Source organism: Pseudomonas lini (genome assembly GCF_001042905.1).
In the GTDB taxonomy this organism is placed as follows: domain Bacteria; phylum Pseudomonadota; class Gammaproteobacteria; order Pseudomonadales; family Pseudomonadaceae; genus Aquipseudomonas; species Aquipseudomonas lini.
Map to the genome: position 1 here is coordinate 1 of NZ_JYLB01000001.1, position 19,113 is coordinate 19,113.

The following is a 19,113-nucleotide window of genomic DNA, read 5'->3' on the forward strand; positions in this document are numbered from 1 at the left end:
ACCCGCCCGAGAAACTCGCCAATGTGCGCCTCGCGAAAGCGCCGAGGCTGTTCCCACAGATACGGTTCACGTTCGTGCGCGGGGGCATCGCTGACGTGCACCGTCGGCAATAGAACGGCGTCCGGCGGTGACTCGGCTTCCTGTTCCGCACGGTCTTGTGCGGCTTGGGCCTGCAGGACCGGATCGGTCGCAATCTCTGCCAGCCACTGCTTGCCTTGCGCGACCGTCAGCAGATGCTCGCCACCGGTTTGGCAATGCACCGGGCCGAGATCGACGGCCTGCATGAAGTGTTCGCGTTCCTCGCGGTTGTCGAGCACTTGCGTGCATTTGGCCGCTGTCCATTGCACTTCGGCGAAGGTCACATGCAAGGTGCTGCGCCTTGAAAACACCAGTGCCGGACGCTCTTCGATCGGCGTGCGCTGATCGCTGTCGACCTTGGCGCCCTTGTGCAGCAAGGCGCTGACCAGTCCGTTGAGGACCTGATATTCGTGCAGGTGGCCGGTCACGCTGTCGATGACGTACAACCAGCCATCGCGCAGCATGCGAATGCCCAGCGGGCGGGTCGTCAGGGCATACGGCAGCTTCAGTTCGGCACTCGGGTCGAGGGGCTTTTCCACCAGCCCGTAACGCAAGGGCAGCAGCTGCACGTGGGTTTGGCGCAAGGGGCAGGCACCCAGAGAGCCGATGGGGGATTTGGAGGCCGCCGCGGCGGCGAGGTTGGCAGGTGAAGTCATGGGTGGCCTCGTTGGCTGGCCCACTGGTGGGCGAGGTCAGCGGCCAGCGCAACGCGCTCGCCGGGGGATTGCAGCGACGGCGTATGCAGCAATCGGTTGATGTGCGGGTGCTGATCGAGCGGTGAGCCATCCAGCGAGGCGATGACGTTGGCGTAGTGGAAAAGCTCGGATTGGCTGCTCAAGCCCAAAGCGCCGGCCTCGGCCTCCAGTTGCTCCAGCATTGGCCAACGCTGGGCCACGGTTTCGCCGCCATGGCGATCGGGAAAGTATTTGAGCAAATGGGCGTCGAGCTCGAGCAACATGCGGCGCCGATCAACCCGGTCCAGTGCTGCATTGAGTTCAGGGCTCAGGCGATAGGGCGTGGTCAGTTCCGGGCATTCGGGCAGTCGCGGTTGATGACGCTGCCAATCCGCGCTGACGCTGTCAGCCATCACCACGCAGACAATGGGACCGAACAATCGCTGATTGCCGCTGCCGAACAACGCCTGCGCCACTGCGGCGTCTGCCAGTCGCAGCAAGACCGGCATCCCCTCTGGCAATTCAACCGTCAGCAGTTTGCGCAAGTGCTCAGCGACGGCGTGCGCCGAGTCCCGGCTGAACAACAGTACGCTCGATTCCTCGTGTGCGTGCTCCAGATAAAACTGGACAAGGGGCTCGTCAGGTCGTTGAACGGCCACCAACAGCGGCGAGATATCCCGCAGCGCAGTAAACGACGGGCAGTCATACAGCGCGACGGTACTGGCGCCGGGACTCAATTGTTTCAAGCGCTGCGGCAAATCGCTGAAGGTCGTGCCGTCCAGCAACAGGAAAGCCTGTTGCTCGCTCCAGGGCAGGTCTTCAGGCAGGGAAGTCGAGAGGCTCATGCTTGGGCGGCCTCGCAAATCAGACAGCGCGAGGCGCGGGTTGAAATCAGCGCATGGCGTTGCCGGGCCGCGTCGAATGTCACTTTCAGCAAGGGCAAGGCGCCCGGTATCAGAGGCTCCGCCGGCATGCTCATGGGCCGGGAACCACCCTGCAGAATCGGCACGCTGCTGAAAATACCTTCCGGCCCCAGCGTCAGCCATTGACCGCCACCCATGAGCGCCAGGCGCGTTCCGCCATTGATGACGATTTGTTGCCCGGCGCTGAGGTGAATCTCTTGCAGGGCGCTGAATTGCTGACTGGTGACCCGAACATGCTGATCGCCAAGGACCAAAAGGTGGTCATTCTGTTTGAGTTCGGTCAGGCGGTTGCCATGGGTCAGGTGATGTTCTTCGCCGCGCAGGTCGTGGCTGGCGAGGCCGCCGATAACCACGGTGCGTTGGTTGTCGACTTGAATGCGTTCGTCATTGAGGACCAACTGCACGAAATCGCGCTGGGCTCGCAGGGCAATCTCTTCGGCGCCTTTTCGGTCCTCGATGCGCAGTTCGTTGTAACCGCCCCCACCGGGGCTGCTCTGACTGCGAAAAATGCTACGGGTATGCTCGGCCGGCAAATCCAGTGGTACCGGTGTCGCGGCGTTGGGCAGGCAGGCAACGACGACGGGTTTGTCTGGATCGCCATCAGTGAAACCCACCAGCACTTCCATGCCGACTCGCGGGATCTGTACGCTGCCGTAACAGTCATGGGCCCAGCCAGTGGCGACTCGCAGCCAGCAACTCGATTGTTCGTTGTGCCGGCCGTCGCGGTCCCAGAGCAACTGGACTTTGACCCGACCGTACTGATCACAATAAATCTCTTCACCGGGCGGCCCCGTGACGACTGCATGCTGATTGCCCGTTATCCGAGGCTTGGGGTGTTCAAGGGCCGGTCGGAATACCACGTCCCACGGTGTGGCGACAAAGTGGTTACGGTAGCCCTGACTGAAGCCATCCTGCGGATGACTGTCGGTGATCGACTCTTCCAACACTTGGGGTTGTAAGCCGACATGCTCGACTTCAGTCAACAACCACAGGCCATTGCGGTCAGCGCGTGGGTGCTCGGTCATCTCGACAAAATGGCCGCTGCGCATAGCGCTTTGATCACTGCGCCCATCGGCTCGCCGGTAATCGGCGCGGTGGCGCTCCAATGCCCGATTGGCCAGATGTTTACCACGGTCTCGATGGGTGAACTGGCCTGGAAAGGTGTAGTCCTCAAGGTGCGGCTGCGGCGGGACTTCAGTTTCGCTGTCCAGTTGCAGGCGCGGTTTTTCGAAGTCGTAATCACGCCGGCTGATGTGGGTCGGGCGGGTATTCAGGCGCAGCTTGAATTGGTCAATCACCGGCGCTTCGGCGACCATACCGCTGTCTTGCCTGTACGCGGTTGACTGGTCTGGTTTCGAAAAGCTGGTCTGATCGTCGCCGAACACCAGCACATGCCCATTAGCGCTGTGCTGAAAGTGAAAGTGCAAACCTTCTTCCTCACACAGCCTTTGAACGAAGTGCAGGGCCGTCTCGTACTGAACGCAATACAGCCGTGGCCGGTACTCGGCGCTCAACTGAAAGCGCCAGGTATCGGCCTGCATTCCTTGGTCTTTCAGCACGCTGGCAATGATTTGCGGCACGCTCTGGTGCTGAAAAATACGCTGGTTGTGGCAGTGGGTGAGATAGGCGAGGTGGGGCACCAGGGTCATCTGATAGCGGGTCAGGCGTTTGCCTGAATCGCCTTGGGCGATTTGATAGACCTGCCCATGAATGCCGGCGCCGTCAGGACCGAAGCGCAGAAAAGCCGAGCGATGCATCAGGTCGTCGAGGTCGAGGTCGGGGCGTTCGCTGACCAGTTCGAGATTGACTTCGTAGGGCTGGTTGAGCGCTTCCTTGGCGCGGAACTCGAGTACCTGAAGGTCGTGGGGAAAACCTTCAATGTCGAGTGTGAAAACGACGGGTTCGGCGGCGCTGAACATCCACATGTCCCTGTGTCTATTTGAATACACGGAACTGTGCGTGGATCGACAAATTGGTGATGTCAGACGAGTCCATGTTTAGCGTAGGACGCTTCCGTTAAGCCGGATCGTTGTCGAAGGCTCCGACCTGACGAGGAAAGCTCCGTAGGAAACAAAGTAAAGTCGCGAGCAGGCATCGCCACCGGTGAGCTTTCTGGCGCCAATACCCGACCAAAACCATCTGCCTTTCTTGATCGCCATCAAGCAGGTTTCAACCCTTCGCTTCCTATCATGGGCACGCCAAGCAAAGAGGAAGCGACCATGTCAGAGACCTTCACCAAAGGCATGGCCAGGAATATCTACTTCGGGGGAAGCATCTTCTTCTTCCTGATATTCCTGGCCTTGACCTATCACACGGAACAGACCTTTCCAGAGCGCAGCAATGAAGCGCAGTTAACTGAATCAGTGATCCGCGGCAAGACGGTCTGGGAGCAAAACAACTGCATCGGCTGCCATACGCTGCTGGGCGAGGGCGCCTACTTTGCGCCTGAGCTGGGCAATGTGTTCCAGCGGCGCGGCGGGGAGGCGGGCTTCAAACCCTTTCTGCATGCCTGGATGAAAATGCAGCCGCTGGGCGTACCGGGTCGGCGAGCGATGCCGCAGTTCAAGTTGAGCGAGCAGGAGGTGGATGACATCGCCGAGTTCCTCAAATGGAGTTCGAACATCAACACCAATGGCTGGCCGCCAAACAAGGAGGGCTAAGCGATGAGCATTGCTAATCCGCATCTGAAATTCGCCTCGCAAGCCGTGGCCAAACCGTACTTCGTGTTTGCCCTGATGCTGTTTCTCGGTCAGGTGCTGTTCGGTTTGATCATGGGCGTGCAATACGTGGTGGGAGACTTTCTGTTCCCGATCATTCCCTTCAACGTGGCGCGGATGGTGCACACCAACCTGCTGATCGTCTGGCTGCTGTTCGGCTTCATGGGCGCTGCCTACTACCTGATTCCGGAAGAGGCCGACCGCGAACTGCACAGTCCGAAGTTGGCGATCATTCTGTTCTGGGTATTCGCCGCCGCGGGCGTGTTGACGATCCTCGGCTACCTGCTGGTGCCTTATGCGGGCCTGGCCAAACTGACTCACAATGAGTTGCTGCCGACCATGGGCCGGGAGTTCCTGGAGCAGCCGACCATCACCAAGATGGGCATTGTGGTGGTGTGCCTGGGCTTCCTTTACAACATCGGCATGACCCTGCTCAAAGGTCGCAAGACCACCGTCAGCATGGTGATGATGACCGGGCTGATCGGCCTTGCGGTGTTCTTCCTGTTCTCCTTCTATAACCCCGGCAACCTGGCCCGCGACAAGTTCTACTGGTGGTGGGTGGTGCATCTTTGGGTGGAAGGCGTGTGGGAACTGATCATGGGGTCGATGCTCGCTTTTGTCCTGATCAAGATCACCGGTGTCGACCGGGAAGTCGTGGAGAAATGGTTGTACGTGATCATCGCCATGGCGCTGATTACCGGGATTATCGGCACCGGTCACCACTTCTTCTGGATTGGTGCGCCTGAGGTTTGGTTGTGGGTCGGTTCAATCTTCTCGGCACTCGAACCGCTGCCGTTCCTGGCCATGGTGATCTTCGCCTTCAGCATGGTGAAGAACCGTCGCCGGCAACACCCGAACCGCGCCGCCACACTGTGGGCCAAGGGCACCACGGTCACCGCGTTCTTCGGTGCGGGCGTCTGGGGTTTTCTGCACACCCTGGCACCGGTCAACTTCTACACCCACGGTTCGCAACTGACGGCGGCGCATGGGCACCTGGCCTTCTACGGTGCTTACGCGATGATCGTGATGACCTTGATCAGCTACGCCATGCCGCGGTTGCGCGGGTTGGGTGAAGCCGCTGATGAGCGTTCACAGACCTACGAAATCTGGGGCTTCTGGTTGATGACCTTGTCGATGGTGATGATCACGCTGTTCCTCACCGCTGCCGGTGTCGTCCAGGTTTACCTGCAACGCTGGCAGGCCGACGGGATCGCGTTGCCATTCATGGCCACGGTCGAACATCTGCAGGTGCTGTTCTGGGCGCGTCTGGGTGCCGGTCTCGGGTTCTTCGCCGGGCTCGCGTGTTACCTGTTCAGCTTCAAGCAGCGTAGCCGCGCCGCGTTGCGCGCCCCGGCTGCGGTGGTTCCTTCATGAACCGGTGTAACGGCTAGAAAAGGTCGGCCCGGCTGATACAGCGGGCCGTTTTTTTGGTTTCCAGGAAGGGCAAGCATCATGGCGTTTACCGTCGAACTGGAAGAGTGGGTAGGCAGTGTCTGGCATCGTTTCATCACCCGGCGCGCCAGCCCGGACTTCCCTGAAGCACGGGTTGAATTGGCCAGCCAGCAACGCCCGCTGGCGCTGTTGTTTCGTGCCATGGGCGGTGCCAATGGCATTGGTGTGGAAGCCGCCAGCGACCGCGATCTGCTGTTGCGCCGAAACGTGTTGCAGCAGATCGCCGGCACCTGCAAACAAGTACCGTTGGCGTGGTGTGACGCGAGTAATTTGCGGCTGCCATCGAGCCTGGCGGTGTTTCCTGAAGTCGCACTGAACGAGGAACTCTATCGCTGGCTCGCATTGCTGGCGGCACAGGCCGGGCAGATGCGCCACTGGGGGCGGGATAATCAGCGCTGGACGCAACAGTTGTTGCGGCGCTATCCCGCGCTGCGTGCTCGTTACAAACGACTGGTCGATGCCCATCTGCAATTGCGCCCCGATCCGGCCTCGTTGAACGCCAGCGAAGCGGCATTGGAACGGGCGTTATGCCAGGCGTTGCGCGAGCCCGGCAGTGTCGAACATTTCCCCCGCAGCGAACGGGCCGCGTGGCCGCTGCCGCTGTGGTTGTACCCGCCACAAAACCTCGCCAGCCCGCAGGCTGCCGATCTGGGCGATGAATCCGAAGAGTCTTTGACCACGCCACCCGGCGAGCAGAAAGGCGGAAGCAAACGAGCCAAGCGGATCGATGAAAGCAGCCGTGAAGGCGGGTTGTTAATCGTGCGCCTGGAGAACCTGTTCAGCTGGACCGAGCACGTCGACCTGGATCGCTGGTCGGACGACAGCGAAGACCCGGACGCGGCCAGAGTCGCCGAGGACCTGGACGAATTGAGTCTGTCGCGCACCCGTCTGCGCAAGGGCGGCGGTCTCAAGCTGCACCTGGATTTGCCACCGGCCGATATCGACGATATTCCCCTCGGCGAGGGCATCAAGTTGCCGGAGTGGGACTACCGCAAACAACAAATGCAGGACAGCTTCGTCAATCTGCAAATGATGGTGCCCCGCGACTGTGAGGCACAGCCATTGCCTTTACGGCTGAAGGCCTCGGCGCACCGCTTGCGGCGCCAATTCGAGCATCTGCGTAATGACCGCCAGTGGTTACGCCAGCAACCTCAGGGCTCAGAGCTCGACATGCAGGCCTGGCTGGATTTTCACGTTGAGCGCGAGCATGGCCAGTGTGCCGAACGCGGTCTGTTCATGGAGCAACGGCAGACCCGCCGCGACCTGGCGTGTCTGTTGCTGGCCGACGTGTCGATGTCCACCGACGCCCACCTGAACGATGAGCACCGCGTCATCGATGTCATCCGCGACAGCCTGCTGCTGTTCGGCGAAACCTTGTCGGTGCTGGGTGATGATTTCGCCTTGTACGGGTTTTCCTCGCTACGTCGTCAGCAAGTGCGCATGCAGGAACTCAAGTCGTTCACCCAGCGTTATGACGACAACACCCGAGGTCGCATTCAAGGGCTCAAACCGGGGTATTACACGCGCATGGGCGCCGCCATTCGCCAGGCCACGCAACTACTGGGCACGAGCAAGCGGCGCAGCAAACTGTTGCTGCTGCTCACGGATGGCAAACCGAATGATCTGGATTTGTATGAGGGCCGCTACGGTGTTGAAGACACCCGCGAGGCGGTGCTGGAGGCGCGGCGTCAGGGGCTGACGCCGTTCTGTATCACGATCGATCGCGAGGCCGGGGATTACCTGCCGTACATGTTTGGCGCCAATGGCTACACCTTGATCCGTCAGCCTGAGCAGTTACCTCTGCGCTTGCCGCAGTTGTACCGCCAGCTGACTCAACCGTGATGTCCTTGGCCACCTGGGTACATGTAGCAACTGCCGAGCCTGCAAAGCGCAGACTCTGTGGCGAGGGGGCTTGCCCCCGTTGGGTCGCGAAGCGGCCCTAACCTGGTGATCACGTTGTGGCAGATAAAACACACTGGCTGTTTTTACGACTGCTTCGCAGCCGAACGGGGGGCAAGCCCCCTCGCCACAGGTGTGGGATTGAAAATTGCGGTATGGCATCAGGAGATGCTGCGCGGCAGCCAGAAAAACATCGTCACGCAGAAGATTGTCAGGCCGATGCAGAACCACTTGAATCGGCGCAACCGACGTTGCGCTGCAAGTACGGCCAATGCCGGCAGGGGCATGCCGCATTGGCGGCACTCGATTTCTTGTGGTGGGTTGGCGTGTTGGCAATACAGGCAGACGGGCATGGCACTCACTCGAACTGTTCCAGGCGCAAGCGATCAAGAATGGCGATCTGACGGCCGTCCTGAGTGATGATGTTTTCATCGATCAAGCGGCGAATGATCCGCGAAAAGGTTTCCGGCTGGATCGACAGATGCCCGGCAATCAGTTGCTTGGCCATCGGCAGCTCGAATTGGCTGTCAACGGTTTGCTGGCGCACCAGTTGCGTCAGCAGATAGCGCACGACCCGGTGGGTGGCGTTTTTCAGTGACAGGGTCTCGATTTCGTTGACCCGTTGATGCAAGCGAACGCAGAGCTTGCCCAGTAGTGCAAAGGTCAGCCGACTGTTGCTCTGCAGCAGGCGCATGTAAGTGCTGTTGGATAACCGGTAGAGCTGGGTGGGGCAGATCGCTTCGGCCGAGGCCACATAGTTCGGGGTGTCCATCAGCATCATCGCCTCGGCGAAGGTTTGTCGATCGCTGATGACCTCAAACACTTTCTCCTGCCCATCGGGTGTCAGCCGGTAGATTTTCACCGCGCCGGCAATGATGAAATAGAACGAATCGGCCGGCTCACCCTGACGGAACAACGGCTCGCCCTTGTCGATGCTCAGCAAGTGGCTGGTACTCATCAGTTCATCCAGCTGTTCTTCGTTCAACGGCTCGAACAAGTGATGACTGCGCAGAATCTGGTGATGGACGCGATGAAGCACCATGAGAATTCATCCTGAAAATAGAGAAGGGGGATCAGGTCAGACGAGACCCAGGGATACGCCGCTGGCCAGGGCCAGGATTGAGGTCAACACAACAAACCAGGCCAGTGGCTGGATGACTTTTTTCATGACGACTCCGGGTAATCGAGAGGGATCTAGGATTTTTAAAAGGTTGCCCATGCTGAGCAAGACGCGGGCCAGGCTTGGAGGGCCCTGCTTATTGGGGCTCTCAGGCGTGAGGGTAAAAAAGACTATGCTGTGTAGGGTTTAAATAACCCTCAAATGGTCATTTTTACCCTGACGACCGATCACCTTTGTGGCGAGGGGGCTTGCCCCCGTTCGGCTGCGCAGCAGTCGTAAAACCGGCTGAGGGGTTCTATCTGACGCGCCGGGGATGCCGATTCTGGGAGCGCTTCGCACTCCAACGGGGGCAAGCCCCCTCGCCACAGGGCCACCATGCTCCCAGTCCAGACAGGTTCGAATGAGCATCGGGGCACGTCCCTTGCACACTTGATCTATGACAAAGGCAATGAATCGGTAATACCCGATGATTGCCCATGGATTTACCTCGGCGCGTGCGGATTGGCGCCAGGTCAGCAAACAGGTAGAGGAGTGGCTTTATGCAAGTGCTTGACCGCCGTAAAGCGATGGCAATCGCGCCGCTGTTACGGCTGGCCTTTCGGCCGTTTTTCCTCGCCGGCTGCCTGTTGGCGGTGCTGGCCATTCCGCTGTGGCTGGCGGCTTTTGGTGGTTCGATTTCCGACTGGCAGCCGGCAGGCGGTTGGCTGGGCTGGCATCGGCATGAATTGCTGTTCGGGTTCGGCTTGGCGATTATCGCGGGCTTTCTGCTGACGGCCGTGCAGACCTGGACCGGTCGCCCCGGCCTCAGCGGTAAACCGTTGGCCGCTCTGGCGCTGCTGTGGTTATTGGCGCGCGTGGCCTGGCTGGTCAATGCACCGTGGCCGTTGCTCGCGGTGCTGGAACTGGCGTTCCCGTTGGCGGTGGCGGTCCTCATGGGCTTCACCTTGTGGAAGGTGCGGCAGAAACGTAACTACCCGATTGTGGTGGTGTTGCTCTTGTTAGCGGCGGCCGACGGGTTGTCCCTGTACGGCCTGGTCGAAGGACATGAAGGCTGGCAGCGCCAAGGCGTGCTGACCGGCATTTGGCTGGTGGCGGCGATGATGGGGTTGATCGGTGGGCGGGTGATTCCGTTCTTCATCCAGCGTGGCCTCGGCAAGGTCGATGGCGTTACCCCTTGGCCCTGGCTGGATTGGCTGCTGCTGATTGGCTCGCCCCTCGTGGCGTTGTTATATGCCGTCGGACCTGCGCTTGCCCCCAATCTCTGGGTGGGCCTGTTGTTCGCCGTGTTGACCGCAGGGCATCTGGTGCGCCTGGTTCGCTGGCATGATCGCGCCCTCTGGCACGTGCCGTTGCTGTGGTCGTTGTACCTGGCTTATGGCTGGTTGGCGGTGGCTTGTTTGGGGATGGCGCTGTGGCATTTCGGCGTGCCGATCAACCCGAGTCTGGCGGTGCATTGCCTGACCATCGGTGCCATGGGCGGCCTGGTGCTGGCGATGATCGCCCGAGTCAGCCTCGGGCATACCGGCCGTGCGCTCGAGCCGCCATCGGGGATGACCCTGGCGTTCATCTTGCTCAACCTCGCGTGCCTGAGCCGGGTCGTGTTGATCGAGTTCTTTCCCTTGCCGGCATTGTGGTTGGCCGGTCTGTGCTGGGCACTGGCGTTTGCGCTGTACGCCTGGCGCTATGGGCCGATGCTGCTGCGGGCCCGGGTCGACGGTCATCCTGGATGAGCACGCGAACTGACAGAGGCGGGCGCTGATGTATCCCTTTTTACTGGTCACGCATTTGCTGGCAGCGATTGCCTTCATCGGCACACTGTTTTTCGAGGTGGTCATCTGGCATCGAGCGCGCCAGCAGTTGGCGGATACCGCGCAATCCACGGCGGATCAGGCGATTGCCGTGCGTTCGCGCAAAGTACTGCATGGCGTAGTGCTGTTGTTGTATGGCGCCGGCATCGGCCTGGCGTGGCAGTACCGAGGCGCATTGAGTCAGCCGCTGGCCAGCAATTTTGGCACGTTGTTGAGTCTGAAAATTATCCTGGCCCTGAGCATCATCGGCCATTACTTGCTGCTGGCCTATTGGCTGACCCACGCGCGCCTGACCGCGACTCGCGCCAGCTGGATTCGCCGCAGCATCCTCGGGCACATGGTGTTGATCGTGATCCTGGCCAAGGCGATGTTCTATTGGCATGGCTGATCACAAGCCGTTCCGGATAAACAAAACCCGCTTCAACCGGTGGGCTGGCGCGGGTTGGGTGTGACAGGCAATTGATCAGTGACGAGGGTTCAGGGCGTTGATGAACAGCACGTTGTTTTCCAGATGGATGTGTTGCATCAGGTCGTCTTTGAATTCCAGCAGCCCGCGATAGAGGGCGCGCCAGGTGTTACAGGCATCGGCAGGCGGGATGATGTGATTGGTCAGGGCGAGCATTTTTTCCAGGGCTTCGCCATGTTGATCATGTTCGAAGCGCAGCACCTGGATCGGCGGCGCCGCTTGAGCACCGATGCCTTGTTGCAGCATCGGGAACAACACCTGTTCTTCCTTGAGCATGTGGCCTTCGAGCTCTTGTTGCATGTCGGTCAGAAGATCGGCCAGGCCGTTGGGGCAACTGCTGCGCGCACCATGGACCTGCTCGACGCGGCGGGCCAGGCGGATCAGTTCCGGCAATTGCTCGCGGTGGCGGGCGTGGTAGCGCGCCAGAAGGTGGGCGATCAACAGTTCCAAAGGTTCGTTACGCCAGTCGTGCTGGGTTTCACCGGCGTCTTGCAGAATGTTCAGGGCGTCGGCAATCAGGACCGGATCGAGGTTTTTGCCAAGGGCCGCTTCACGCAGGCTTTTATGCCCGCCGCAACAGAAGTCCAGTTTGAAGGTGTGGAAGATCCGGGTGGCACCGGGAATGTCGCAGGCCAGTTGGCCGAGGCTTTGTTCCAATAGGGTCTGGCTCATCAGGGTTCCTTGTTTGGGTTTCAACGGTTCTCCAGGTCCATTGCATCCGGCATGCCATATTTAAGTGATTGAAAAACATCGATTAATTTTTAGTTGTGGTGATAGGCACCCTGACGCTTTAGGGTGAATCCAACCATAGAGGGTGATTACTACCATGCTGCGAGAAAGCCTGGCAGCCGACCTGATCGTCGAGTTGCCCAATGCCGTGCGGTTGCAACGATTGGTCCAGACCCTGCGCGAATACTTCAACAGTGGTGCCGTAGGCTTGTTGCGTCTGGATGACGACAGCCTCAGGCCCGTGGCGACAGTGGGGCTGGTTCATGAAGCGTTGGGGCGCCGGTTCGTCATCGCCCAACATCCCCGGCTGGCGGCAATCATGGCGTCGCGCGAGCCGACCTGGTTCGAACCCGACAGTCGCCTGCCGGACCCCTATGACGGCTTGCTCGATAACCACGTCGGCGAACCGCTGCCGGTGCATGACTGCATGGGCGTGAGCCTGTATGTCGAGGGGCGGATCTGGGGTGCGATCACTCTCGATGCGCTGCACGCCGGGACCTTCGACAGCCGGGCGCGGGAAGAGCTCAAGCGCTGTACCTTGCAGATCGAAGCCGCCGTGCGGGTCACCCGACTGGAACAGGAAAACCGCAGCTTGCGCCTGTCCCGCAGCGATCCCCAAGACTTGCGAATGCCGGTCGAGGAGGGCGAGATCCTCGGGCAGAGTGAGGTATTGCATCAGTTGCTCAATGAGCTGGATGTACTGGCCGACTCCGATCTGCCGGTGTTGCTGTTGGGCGAGACCGGCGTCGGCAAAGAGCTGTTCGCCCGGCGCTTGCATCGTCTTTCTAGGCGCCACCACAAACCGCTGATACACGTTAACTGCGCCGCTTTGCCGGAGTCGCTGGCAGAGAGTGAGTTGTTCGGGCATGTCAAAGGCGCGTTTTCCGGCGCCACCAGTGACCGTGCCGGACGCTTTGATGCCGCCAACGGTGGCACGCTGTTTCTCGATGAAGTCGGTGAATTGCCATTGGCCGTGCAAGCGAAGTTGCTGCGCACCCTGCAGAACGGCGAAATCCAGCGCCTCGGCGCCGACAAGCCGCTGCACGTCGATGTGCGCATCATCGCCGCCACCAACCGGCACCTGCCGGACAGCATCCGCGACGGCTTGTTTCGCGCCGATCTGTATCACCGGCTCTCGGTGTATCCGGTGCCGATTCCGCCGCTGCGCGAGCGCGGTAATGATGTGTTGATGCTGGCCGGGCATTTCCTTGAACTCAATCGGGCGCGGCTCGGCCTGCGTGGTTTGCGCCTGTCGCCGGCGGCCGAGCGCGCGCTGCTGCTTTATACCTGGCCGGGCAATGTGCGTGAACTGGAACACGTGATCAGTCGGGCCGCGTTGAAGCAGCTCAGTCGCGGTACGAGTCGCGCGTTGATCATGACGCTGGAGCCTGAAATTCTCGATCTCGACAGCGCGATGGCGGCATCGGGGGCGGTGGTCGAACCATCCCCGGACGTTACGGCTGATCTGCCGTTCCAGCCCTTGGGCGAAGCCGTCGACGATTACCAGCGCAAGAAAATCCTCCAGGCCCTGAGCCTGTCCGGGGAAAACTGGGCCAGCGCCGCGCGAATCCTGGAAGTCGACCCCAGCAACCTGCACAAACTGGCGCGGCGGCTGCGTCTCAAGTAGGCGACAGTGTTGATGGCGGTCAAGGTGGTCTCGCGCAGTGCCTCGCACACTGCGTAAAACCTTCCGGAGATCACCGTCATGCCGCTTTCCCTGGCTCAGATGCGCCGTAACTACACCCTTAATGGCCTGCAAGATGAGGCTGCGCTGGATGATCCGCTGGCGATGTTCCGGCAATGGCTGCAACAGGCCCGCGACACCGAGTGCGCACCTGTCGAGGCCAATAGCATGGTGCTGGCGACGGTCGACCCTGAAGGACGGCCGCACTGTCGGGTTCTGCTGCTCAAGGGGTTGAGCGATGAAGGTTTTACTTTTTTCGGCAATTACCAGAGTGATAAAGGTCAGCAACTGGCCGCCAATCCCTATGCCGCGATGACGTTTTTCTGGCCGGGGCTGGAGCGTCAGGTGCGTATCGAAGGGCAGGTGTCCAGGCTCGATCCGGCGTTGTCGGATGCGTACTTCGATTCTCGCTCCATGGCCAGTCGCCTGGGTGCCTGGGCTTCACCGCAAAGCCGTCCGCTGGCCAGTCGCGCAGCGCTGGAATCGATGCTGGCGGAAACCATCAAGCGCTTCGTTGGCCAGACCGTGTCGCGTCCCGAGCATTGGGGCGGCTACTGCCTGCACCCTGAACGTCTGGAGTTCTGGCAGGGGCGGGCCGACCGCTTGCATGATCGACTCGATTACCGGTTGCGTGATGGTCTGTGGAAGCGAAGCCGGTTGGCGCCTTAAGCCCCATTGCGCAGAACCTGTAGCGACGGAGGACAATGTGGGAGCGGGCTTGCTCGCGAATGCGGTGTGTCAGTCGACATTAATGTTGTTTGACACACCGCATTCGCGAGCAAGCCCGCTCCCACAGGTTTTGTGCCCGGCACATTCTCTCTATGTCCCCGACGAGGTACCTCCTTGGAGGAATAGGCTCGCTCACCATTCCGGTTCAGGCTTCGGGCCATACCCTCATCTACGGGAAGACCTGGATATGGCCCATCTGGCGCAACGCACGTTTGAACCCCTGAACATCGCCGTACTGACCATCAGCGATACGCGCACTTTTGACACCGACACGTCGGGGCAGACCCTGACGGATTTGCTGCAAACAGCCGGGCATGTGTTGATCGATCGTGATCTGGTCAAGGACGACATTTATCAGATCCGCGCCACCGTTTCCCGGTGGATTGCCGACCCCAAGGTGCAAGTGTTGTTGATGACCGGCGGCACCGGTTTCACCGCTCGCGACAACACACCGCAAGCGGTCTTGCCATTGCTGGACAAACATGTGGAAGGCTTCGGCGAATTGTTCCGTCAGGTGTCTCTGGAGGAAATCGGCATGTCCAGCCTGCAGTCCCGGGCACTGGCCGGCATGAGTAACGGCGTACTGGTGTGTTGCGTTCCAGGCTCGCCGGGTGCCTGCCGGACTGCCTGGAACAAGATTCTGCTCGAACAACTGGACAGTCGCACCGGCCCGTGCAATTTCGCCCCGCATTTGAAACCGCAAGCGCAGCGGGTCATCGACGCCTGCGGGACGCGCCCATGACCGGCCGGGTATGCGACATCGGCAAGCTGATGCCGGTGGACGAGGCCATCAGCCGTCTGCTGGACCAGGCACCGCCGCCGCCCCTGGCGCAAATGGTTCGTCTGGATCAAGCCATGGGGCGGGTGCTGGCGGCGGACATTCATTCCCCGGTGAACCTGCCGGCCTGGGACAACAGTGCCATGGACGGCTATGCCCTCAGGGCGGCTGACTTGCCCCAGGCGGGTGGCTCTTTGTCGATTGGCGGGCGCATTGCGGCGGGGGATCAAGCGTGCACGCCCTTGCTCGCGCAGCAGGCGGTGCAGATCTTTACCGGCGCGCCATTGCCACCGGGCGCCGATACCGTCGTGCCGCAAGAGCGCTGTCGGGTCGAGGGCGAACACGTCTGGTTCCCGCCTGTATCCGTTGGCGACCATGTGCGCAAGGAGGGTGAGGAAGTTCGCTGCGGGGATCTGCTGCTCAAGGCCGGTAAACGCCTGCGCGCACAAGAACTGGGGTTGCTGGCTGGCGCTGGTATCGCGCGGGTCGAGGTCTATCGGCCGTTGCAAGTGTGCCTGCTCAGCAGCGGTAACGAACTGCGTGAACCGGGTGATCCGTTGGCGCCGGGGCAGATTTACAACAGCAACCGGTATTGCCTCGCCGCGTTGTTGCGCGGCTGGGGCGTCGAGGTGCACGACTATGGCGTCATGGTCGATGAGTTGGCAGCCAGCCGGCATGCCTTGAGCCTGGCGTCTTCGGAGTGCGACTTGCTGTTGAGTTCCGGTGGCGTGTCGGTGGGCGAGGAAGATCACCTCAAGCAGGCGATCGAGGAACTGGGCAACGTCGATTTCTGGCGGCTGGCCATCCAGCCGGGCAAGCCACTGGCCTTTGGTGAAGTGGCCGGCAAACCGTGGATCGGCATGCCGGGAAATCCGTCGGCGGCGCTGATTACCGCGTTGGTGGTGGTGCGTCCGTTCCTGCTCAGGGCCCAAGGCGTGACTGACGTACTGCCGGTGCCGTTGGCCGTGCCAGCCGGGTTCGACTGGTTGCAGCGTAACAAGCGTCGGCAGTACCTGCGGGCCAGATTGACACCCGGCGCCGACGGCCAGTTGAGCGTGGAACTGCACCCTCAGCAAAGCTCGGCGATGTTGACCGCCGCGTGCTGGGCCGATGGCCTGGCGGTGATCGAGTGCGAGCAGCAAGTGCTCAAGCACGACAACGTAATGTTCCTGTCCTTCGCCGACCTGATGCATTGATGGCAATTGATTGCCGTCAAGGCCGTGCCTGCCGGTCTCGCTAGACTGGCAGCGCCTTTTTCGATCGCCCCGGACCCTCGAGTCATGGGCATCAGGCGATGGCCCGGATGCGTTTTTTCATGAGGATTACCCATGCAACTGGTCTGCCCGGCAGGGAACCTGCCTGCGCTTAAAGCGGCGGTGCGCCAAGGCGCCGATGCCGTCTATGTCGGCTTTCGCGATGACACCAATGCCCGGCATTTCGCGGGGCTGAACATGGACGACAAACAGTTCGACGCCGCGGTCGCCCACATTCGTCAGCATCAACGCAAACTCTACGTCGCGGTCAACACGTACCCGCAGCCCAAGGGCTGGGAGCGCTGGCAGCGGGCGGTGGATCGTGCCGCCGATTTCGGTGTGGATGCGCTTATCGCCGCCGACCCCGGGGTGCTCAACTACGCCAGTCAGCGTCACCCGAAACTGGCGTTGCACCTGTCGGTCCAGGGCTCGGCGACCCATGCCGCCGCGCTGGAATTTTATGCGCAGCGCTACGGCATTCGCCGCGCGGTGCTGCCGCGAGTGTTGTCGTTGGCGCAAGTACGTCAGGTCGCTGCCAGCAGCCCGGTGCCCATCGAAGTGTTTGGCTTCGGCAGCTTGTGCATCATGGCCGAAGGGCGTTGCCATCTGTCTTCCTACATTACCGGCGAGTCGCCGAACCTGTGCGGTGTCTGTTCGCCGGCCAAGGCGGTGCGCTGGAGCGAAGACGCCGAAGGCTTGAACGCACGGCTCAGCGAAGTGCTGATCGATCGCTACACCCCTGACGAACCGGCCGGTTACCCGACCTTGTGCAAGGGCCGTTTCCTGGTCGGCGGCAAACGCTTTCATGCGCTGGAGGAGCCCACCAGTCTCGACACCCTGGACTTGCTGCCGGAACTGACGGCCATCGGCGTCGAAGCGGTGAAAATCGAGGGCCGCCAACGCAGCCCGGCCTATGTCGAACAAGTCACCCGCGTCTGGCGCGCGGCACTGGACGCCCATCGTGGCGCGCCGGGCAGTTTTCGGGTCAAGGAGGAATGGCGTCAGGTGCTGGCCGGTTTGTCCGAAGGCAGCCAGACCACTCTGGGTGCTTATCATCGATCATGGCAATGAGGGATTCGATATGAAACTCAGCCTGGGACCGGTCCTGTTTTATTGGGACAAAGAGCAACTCGGCAACTTTTACGCCGAGATGTCGGCCTTGCCCCTGGATGTGATTTACCTGGGGGAAACCGTGTGCTCGAAACGTCGGGCTTTTTCGCTGGATCAATGGCTGGGTTTGGGCCGTGAGTTGCAGGAGTGCAGCCAGGCCCAACTGGTGCTTTCCAGCTTGACGCTGATCGAAGCGGCGTCCGAACTCTCCAGCCTGCGCAGGTTGTGCGACAACGGCCAATTGCTGGTGGAAGCCAACGACATGGGCGCGGTGCAATTCCTGGCCGAGCGCAAGTTGCCGTTCGTGGGCGGGCCGGCACTCAATCTGTACAACGGTCATACGCTCGTGCAGCTTCTGGACTGCGGAATGACCCGTTGGGTGCCGCCGGTGGAATGTTCGGCGGCGCTGATTGGTGATGTGATCGAACAGGTACGCGAACTGGGCCATGCAGTGCCGGAAGTTGAAATCTTTGCCTATGGGCATTTGCCGTTGGCCTATTCCGCCCGCTGCTTTACGGCTCGGGCGGAAAACCGGCCCAAGGATGACTGCCAGTTTTGCTGCATCAACTACCCCGACGGCTTGGCGCTGACCAGCCAGGAAGGGCAGGCGCTGTTTACCATCAACGGTATTCAAACGATGTCGGCCGAGGTGACTAATCTGCTGGCCGACTACTCCGGGCTAGTGGCCTGCGGTGCCGATCTGTTGCGCTTGAGCCCTCGTGCTCAGGGCATGGCCGAAGTGGTCGCTGCCTATCAGCGGGTTCGGCTGGGCGAGACACCGCCGTTGTTCGTCGAAGGGTGCAATGGTTATTGGCATGGCCAGGCCGGCATGCTGCGTGTCGAGGAGGTCGGTCTGTGTTGAATCGAAAAAAGTGGCTGTTGAAAGGTGCCGATCGGTTGTTGCCGCTGGTGCGCCGGGTGCCTTTTGCCGTGCAGCGTCTGGCGTTGCAGCAGGCGCTGAATCGTTGCCTCGCCGGGCCGTTGCGTGATGGTGAGTTTGAAGTGCTGCGAGGGCGTTGGTTGTGTTTGCGGATTCCGGATTTGGGCTTGTCCTGGTATCTGACGCTCAGTGGTAAAGGGTTGCGGATTGCCGAGCACGCTACGGCGCATGTGACGATCAGTGGTAACTGGCGGGAGTTTTTGCTGCTGGCGAGTCGTCAGGAGGATCCGGATACGCTGTTTTTTCGTCGGCGTTTGGTGATTGAGGGGGATACGGAGTTGGGGTTGGCGTTGAAGAATCTGATCGACAGTCTGGATCCTGATGTGTTGCCTGTTTGGTTGTGGCGCAATCTGGAGCGGGCGGGGAAGGGGTTGGCGGCGGGATGACCAATACAGATCAAAATGTTCGCAATGTTTGTGCTCCACGCATAACCCTGTGGGAGCGGGCTTGCCCGCGATAGCGGTAGAACAATCGACTTCAATGTTGAATGTGCCACCACCAGGGCTGAGTACATATCCATTTCTGCCGTAACGGCGGCTTATGGTTCCGCCCTTACGGCGGGTCACTTTGGAAAAGCGCCAAAGTAACCAAAACGCTTTCGCCCCTGACGTACGGCCCTTCGCCTAGGCTCAGGGTACCCTCACTCCGGTCCTGCTCCGTGGGCCCGCCGCCATCGGCCATCCATGGCCGGGGGCGGCTACCGCGGCATCCTTGCCGCGGTGCCCACTGCGCAGAACCTGCGCTCGGCCTTCC

18 protein-coding genes are annotated in these 19,113 nt (G+C 60.8%); 12 read left to right on the plus strand and 6 right to left on the minus strand.

Annotated features, from left to right (window positions below; genetic code table 11):
* From TU81_RS00005 to tssI, 3 genes are all read right to left on the minus strand, one after another.
* Positions 1-734, minus strand: a 734-nt coding sequence (locus TU81_RS00005; RefSeq protein WP_048392466.1) for a toxin VasX, incomplete at its 3' end; no start/stop codon positions are given.
* Entirely contained in the window at positions 731-1,597 is an 867-nt protein-coding gene (locus TU81_RS00010) for a DUF4123 domain-containing protein (protein WP_048392467.1), read from the minus strand. The genes TU81_RS00005 and TU81_RS00010, both read right to left, overlap by 4 nt.
* Positions 1,594-3,594, minus strand: coding sequence for a type VI secretion system Vgr family protein (tssI, locus tag TU81_RS00015; RefSeq protein ID WP_048393556.1), 2,001 nt, complete (start codon positions 3,592-3,594; stop codon positions 1,594-1,596). Before tssI ends, TU81_RS00010 begins: the two co-directional genes overlap by 4 nt.
* Before the next feature lie 300 nt (positions 3,595-3,894).
* On the opposite strand from tssI, the gene TU81_RS00020 reads away from it, so the two are divergent.
* The 3 genes from TU81_RS00020 to TU81_RS00030 all read left to right on the plus strand — a co-directional run bounded on the left by TU81_RS00020 (position 3,895) and on the right by TU81_RS00030 (position 7,686).
* The gene (locus tag TU81_RS00020) at positions 3,895-4,335 is read left to right on the plus strand and encodes a c-type cytochrome (protein ID WP_038982840.1); all 441 of its coding nucleotides are present in this window, start codon (positions 3,895-3,897) and stop codon (positions 4,333-4,335) included.
* 3 nt (positions 4,336-4,338) lie between these two features.
* Positions 4,339-5,766: a cbb3-type cytochrome c oxidase subunit I gene (locus TU81_RS00025; protein ID WP_030130715.1), complete on the plus strand. Its 1,428-nt coding sequence runs from the start codon at positions 4,339-4,341 to the stop codon at positions 5,764-5,766.
* Between the two features lie 78 nt (positions 5,767-5,844).
* Entirely contained in the window at positions 5,845-7,686 is a 1,842-nt protein-coding gene (locus TU81_RS00030) for a nitric oxide reductase activation protein NorD (RefSeq protein ID WP_048392476.1), read from the plus strand.
* 218 nt (positions 7,687-7,904) lie between these two features.
* Here TU81_RS00030 and TU81_RS00035 read toward each other — a convergent pair whose 3' ends face one another.
* Both TU81_RS00035 and TU81_RS00040 read right to left on the minus strand, forming a co-directional pair.
* Complete coding sequence (locus tag TU81_RS00035) at positions 7,905-8,096, minus strand: protein DnrP (protein ID WP_082157804.1); 192 nt, start codon at positions 8,094-8,096, stop codon at positions 7,905-7,907.
* Between the two features lie 5 nt (positions 8,097-8,101).
* Positions 8,102-8,785, minus strand: coding sequence for a Crp/Fnr family transcriptional regulator (locus TU81_RS00040; RefSeq protein ID WP_008075049.1), 684 nt, complete (start codon positions 8,783-8,785; stop codon positions 8,102-8,104).
* Positions 8,786-9,402: 617 nt separating this feature from the next.
* Here TU81_RS00040 and TU81_RS00045 point away from each other — a divergent pair.
* Positions 9,403-10,593, plus strand: a complete 1,191-nt coding sequence (locus TU81_RS00045; protein ID WP_048392482.1) for an NnrS family protein — start codon at positions 9,403-9,405, stop codon at positions 10,591-10,593.
* 28 nt (positions 10,594-10,621) lie between these two features.
* Positions 10,622-11,059, plus strand: a complete 438-nt coding sequence (locus TU81_RS00050) for a CopD family copper resistance protein (protein WP_048392484.1) — start codon at positions 10,622-10,624, stop codon at positions 11,057-11,059.
* 75 nt (positions 11,060-11,134) lie between these two features.
* On the opposite strand, the gene ytfE is transcribed toward TU81_RS00050, so the two are convergent.
* Complete coding sequence (gene ytfE / locus TU81_RS00055; RefSeq protein ID WP_008075057.1) at positions 11,135-11,809, minus strand: iron-sulfur cluster repair protein YtfE; 675 nt, start codon at positions 11,807-11,809, stop codon at positions 11,135-11,137.
* 154 nt (positions 11,810-11,963) lie between these two features.
* Between ytfE and norR the strand changes: the two genes are divergently transcribed.
* The 7 genes from norR (at position 11,964) to ubiT (ending at position 18,746) form a co-directional block, all read left to right on the plus strand.
* Positions 11,964-13,493: a nitric oxide reductase transcriptional regulator NorR gene (gene norR / locus TU81_RS00060; RefSeq protein WP_038982827.1), complete on the plus strand. Its 1,530-nt coding sequence runs from the start codon at positions 11,964-11,966 to the stop codon at positions 13,491-13,493.
* A 78-nt stretch (positions 13,494-13,571) separates the two neighbouring features.
* Positions 13,572-14,219 (plus strand): pyridoxamine 5'-phosphate oxidase, encoded by a 648-nt coding sequence (gene pdxH / locus TU81_RS00065; protein WP_030130723.1) that lies wholly within the window; start codon positions 13,572-13,574, stop codon positions 14,217-14,219.
* Between the two features lie 247 nt (positions 14,220-14,466).
* Positions 14,467-15,021 carry a molybdenum cofactor biosynthesis protein B gene (gene moaB, locus TU81_RS00070; protein ID WP_048392487.1) on the plus strand — a complete coding sequence of 185 codons (555 nt, stop codon included), beginning with the start codon at positions 14,467-14,469 and terminating at the stop codon, positions 15,019-15,021.
* Complete coding sequence (locus TU81_RS00075) at positions 15,018-16,253, plus strand: molybdopterin molybdotransferase MoeA (RefSeq protein ID WP_048392489.1); 1,236 nt, start codon at positions 15,018-15,020, stop codon at positions 16,251-16,253. Before moaB ends, TU81_RS00075 begins: the two co-directional genes overlap by 4 nt.
* A gap of 132 nt (positions 16,254-16,385) precedes the next feature.
* Positions 16,386-17,381 (plus strand): ubiquinone anaerobic biosynthesis protein UbiU, encoded by a 996-nt coding sequence (gene ubiU, locus TU81_RS00080; protein WP_048392491.1) that lies wholly within the window; start codon positions 16,386-16,388, stop codon positions 17,379-17,381.
* A 10-nt stretch (positions 17,382-17,391) separates the two neighbouring features.
* The gene (locus tag TU81_RS00085) at positions 17,392-18,282 is read left to right on the plus strand and encodes a U32 family peptidase (protein WP_048392493.1); all 891 of its coding nucleotides are present in this window, start codon (positions 17,392-17,394) and stop codon (positions 18,280-18,282) included.
* The gene (gene ubiT, locus TU81_RS00090; RefSeq protein WP_030130728.1) at positions 18,276-18,746 is read left to right on the plus strand and encodes a ubiquinone anaerobic biosynthesis accessory factor UbiT; all 471 of its coding nucleotides are present in this window, start codon (positions 18,276-18,278) and stop codon (positions 18,744-18,746) included. Before TU81_RS00085 ends, ubiT begins: the two co-directional genes overlap by 7 nt.
* Positions 18,747-19,113 lie beyond the last annotated feature (367 nt).

Coding starts and splice junctions, on each gene's coding strand:
- ytfE (WP_008075057.1), bottom strand. CDS start 11,809: ATGAGCCAGACCCTATTGGAACAAAGCCTCGGCCAACTGGCCTGCGAC.
- TU81_RS00045 (WP_048392482.1), top strand. CDS start 9,403: ATGCAAGTGCTTGACCGCCGTAAAGCGATGGCAATCGCGCCGCTGTTA.
- TU81_RS00040 (WP_008075049.1), bottom strand. CDS start 8,785: ATGGTGCTTCATCGCGTCCATCACCAGATTCTGCGCAGTCATCACTTG.
- moaB (WP_048392487.1), top strand. CDS start 14,467: ATGGCCCATCTGGCGCAACGCACGTTTGAACCCCTGAACATCGCCGTA.
- TU81_RS00020 (WP_038982840.1), top strand. CDS start 3,895: ATGTCAGAGACCTTCACCAAAGGCATGGCCAGGAATATCTACTTCGGG.
- TU81_RS00075 (WP_048392489.1), top strand. CDS start 15,018: ATGACCGGCCGGGTATGCGACATCGGCAAGCTGATGCCGGTGGACGAG.
- pdxH (WP_030130723.1), top strand. CDS start 13,572: ATGCCGCTTTCCCTGGCTCAGATGCGCCGTAACTACACCCTTAATGGC.
- norR (WP_038982827.1), top strand. CDS start 11,964: ATGCTGCGAGAAAGCCTGGCAGCCGACCTGATCGTCGAGTTGCCCAAT.
- tssI (WP_048393556.1), bottom strand. CDS start 3,594: ATGTTCAGCGCCGCCGAACCCGTCGTTTTCACACTCGACATTGAAGGT.
- TU81_RS00025 (WP_030130715.1), top strand. CDS start 4,339: ATGAGCATTGCTAATCCGCATCTGAAATTCGCCTCGCAAGCCGTGGCC.
- TU81_RS00035 (WP_082157804.1), bottom strand. CDS start 8,096: ATGCCCGTCTGCCTGTATTGCCAACACGCCAACCCACCACAAGAAATC.
- TU81_RS00050 (WP_048392484.1), top strand. CDS start 10,622: ATGTATCCCTTTTTACTGGTCACGCATTTGCTGGCAGCGATTGCCTTC.
- TU81_RS00085 (WP_048392493.1), top strand. CDS start 17,392: ATGAAACTCAGCCTGGGACCGGTCCTGTTTTATTGGGACAAAGAGCAA.
- ubiU (WP_048392491.1), top strand. CDS start 16,386: ATGCAACTGGTCTGCCCGGCAGGGAACCTGCCTGCGCTTAAAGCGGCG.
- TU81_RS00030 (WP_048392476.1), top strand. CDS start 5,845: ATGGCGTTTACCGTCGAACTGGAAGAGTGGGTAGGCAGTGTCTGGCAT.
- TU81_RS00010 (WP_048392467.1), bottom strand. CDS start 1,597: ATGAGCCTCTCGACTTCCCTGCCTGAAGACCTGCCCTGGAGCGAGCAA.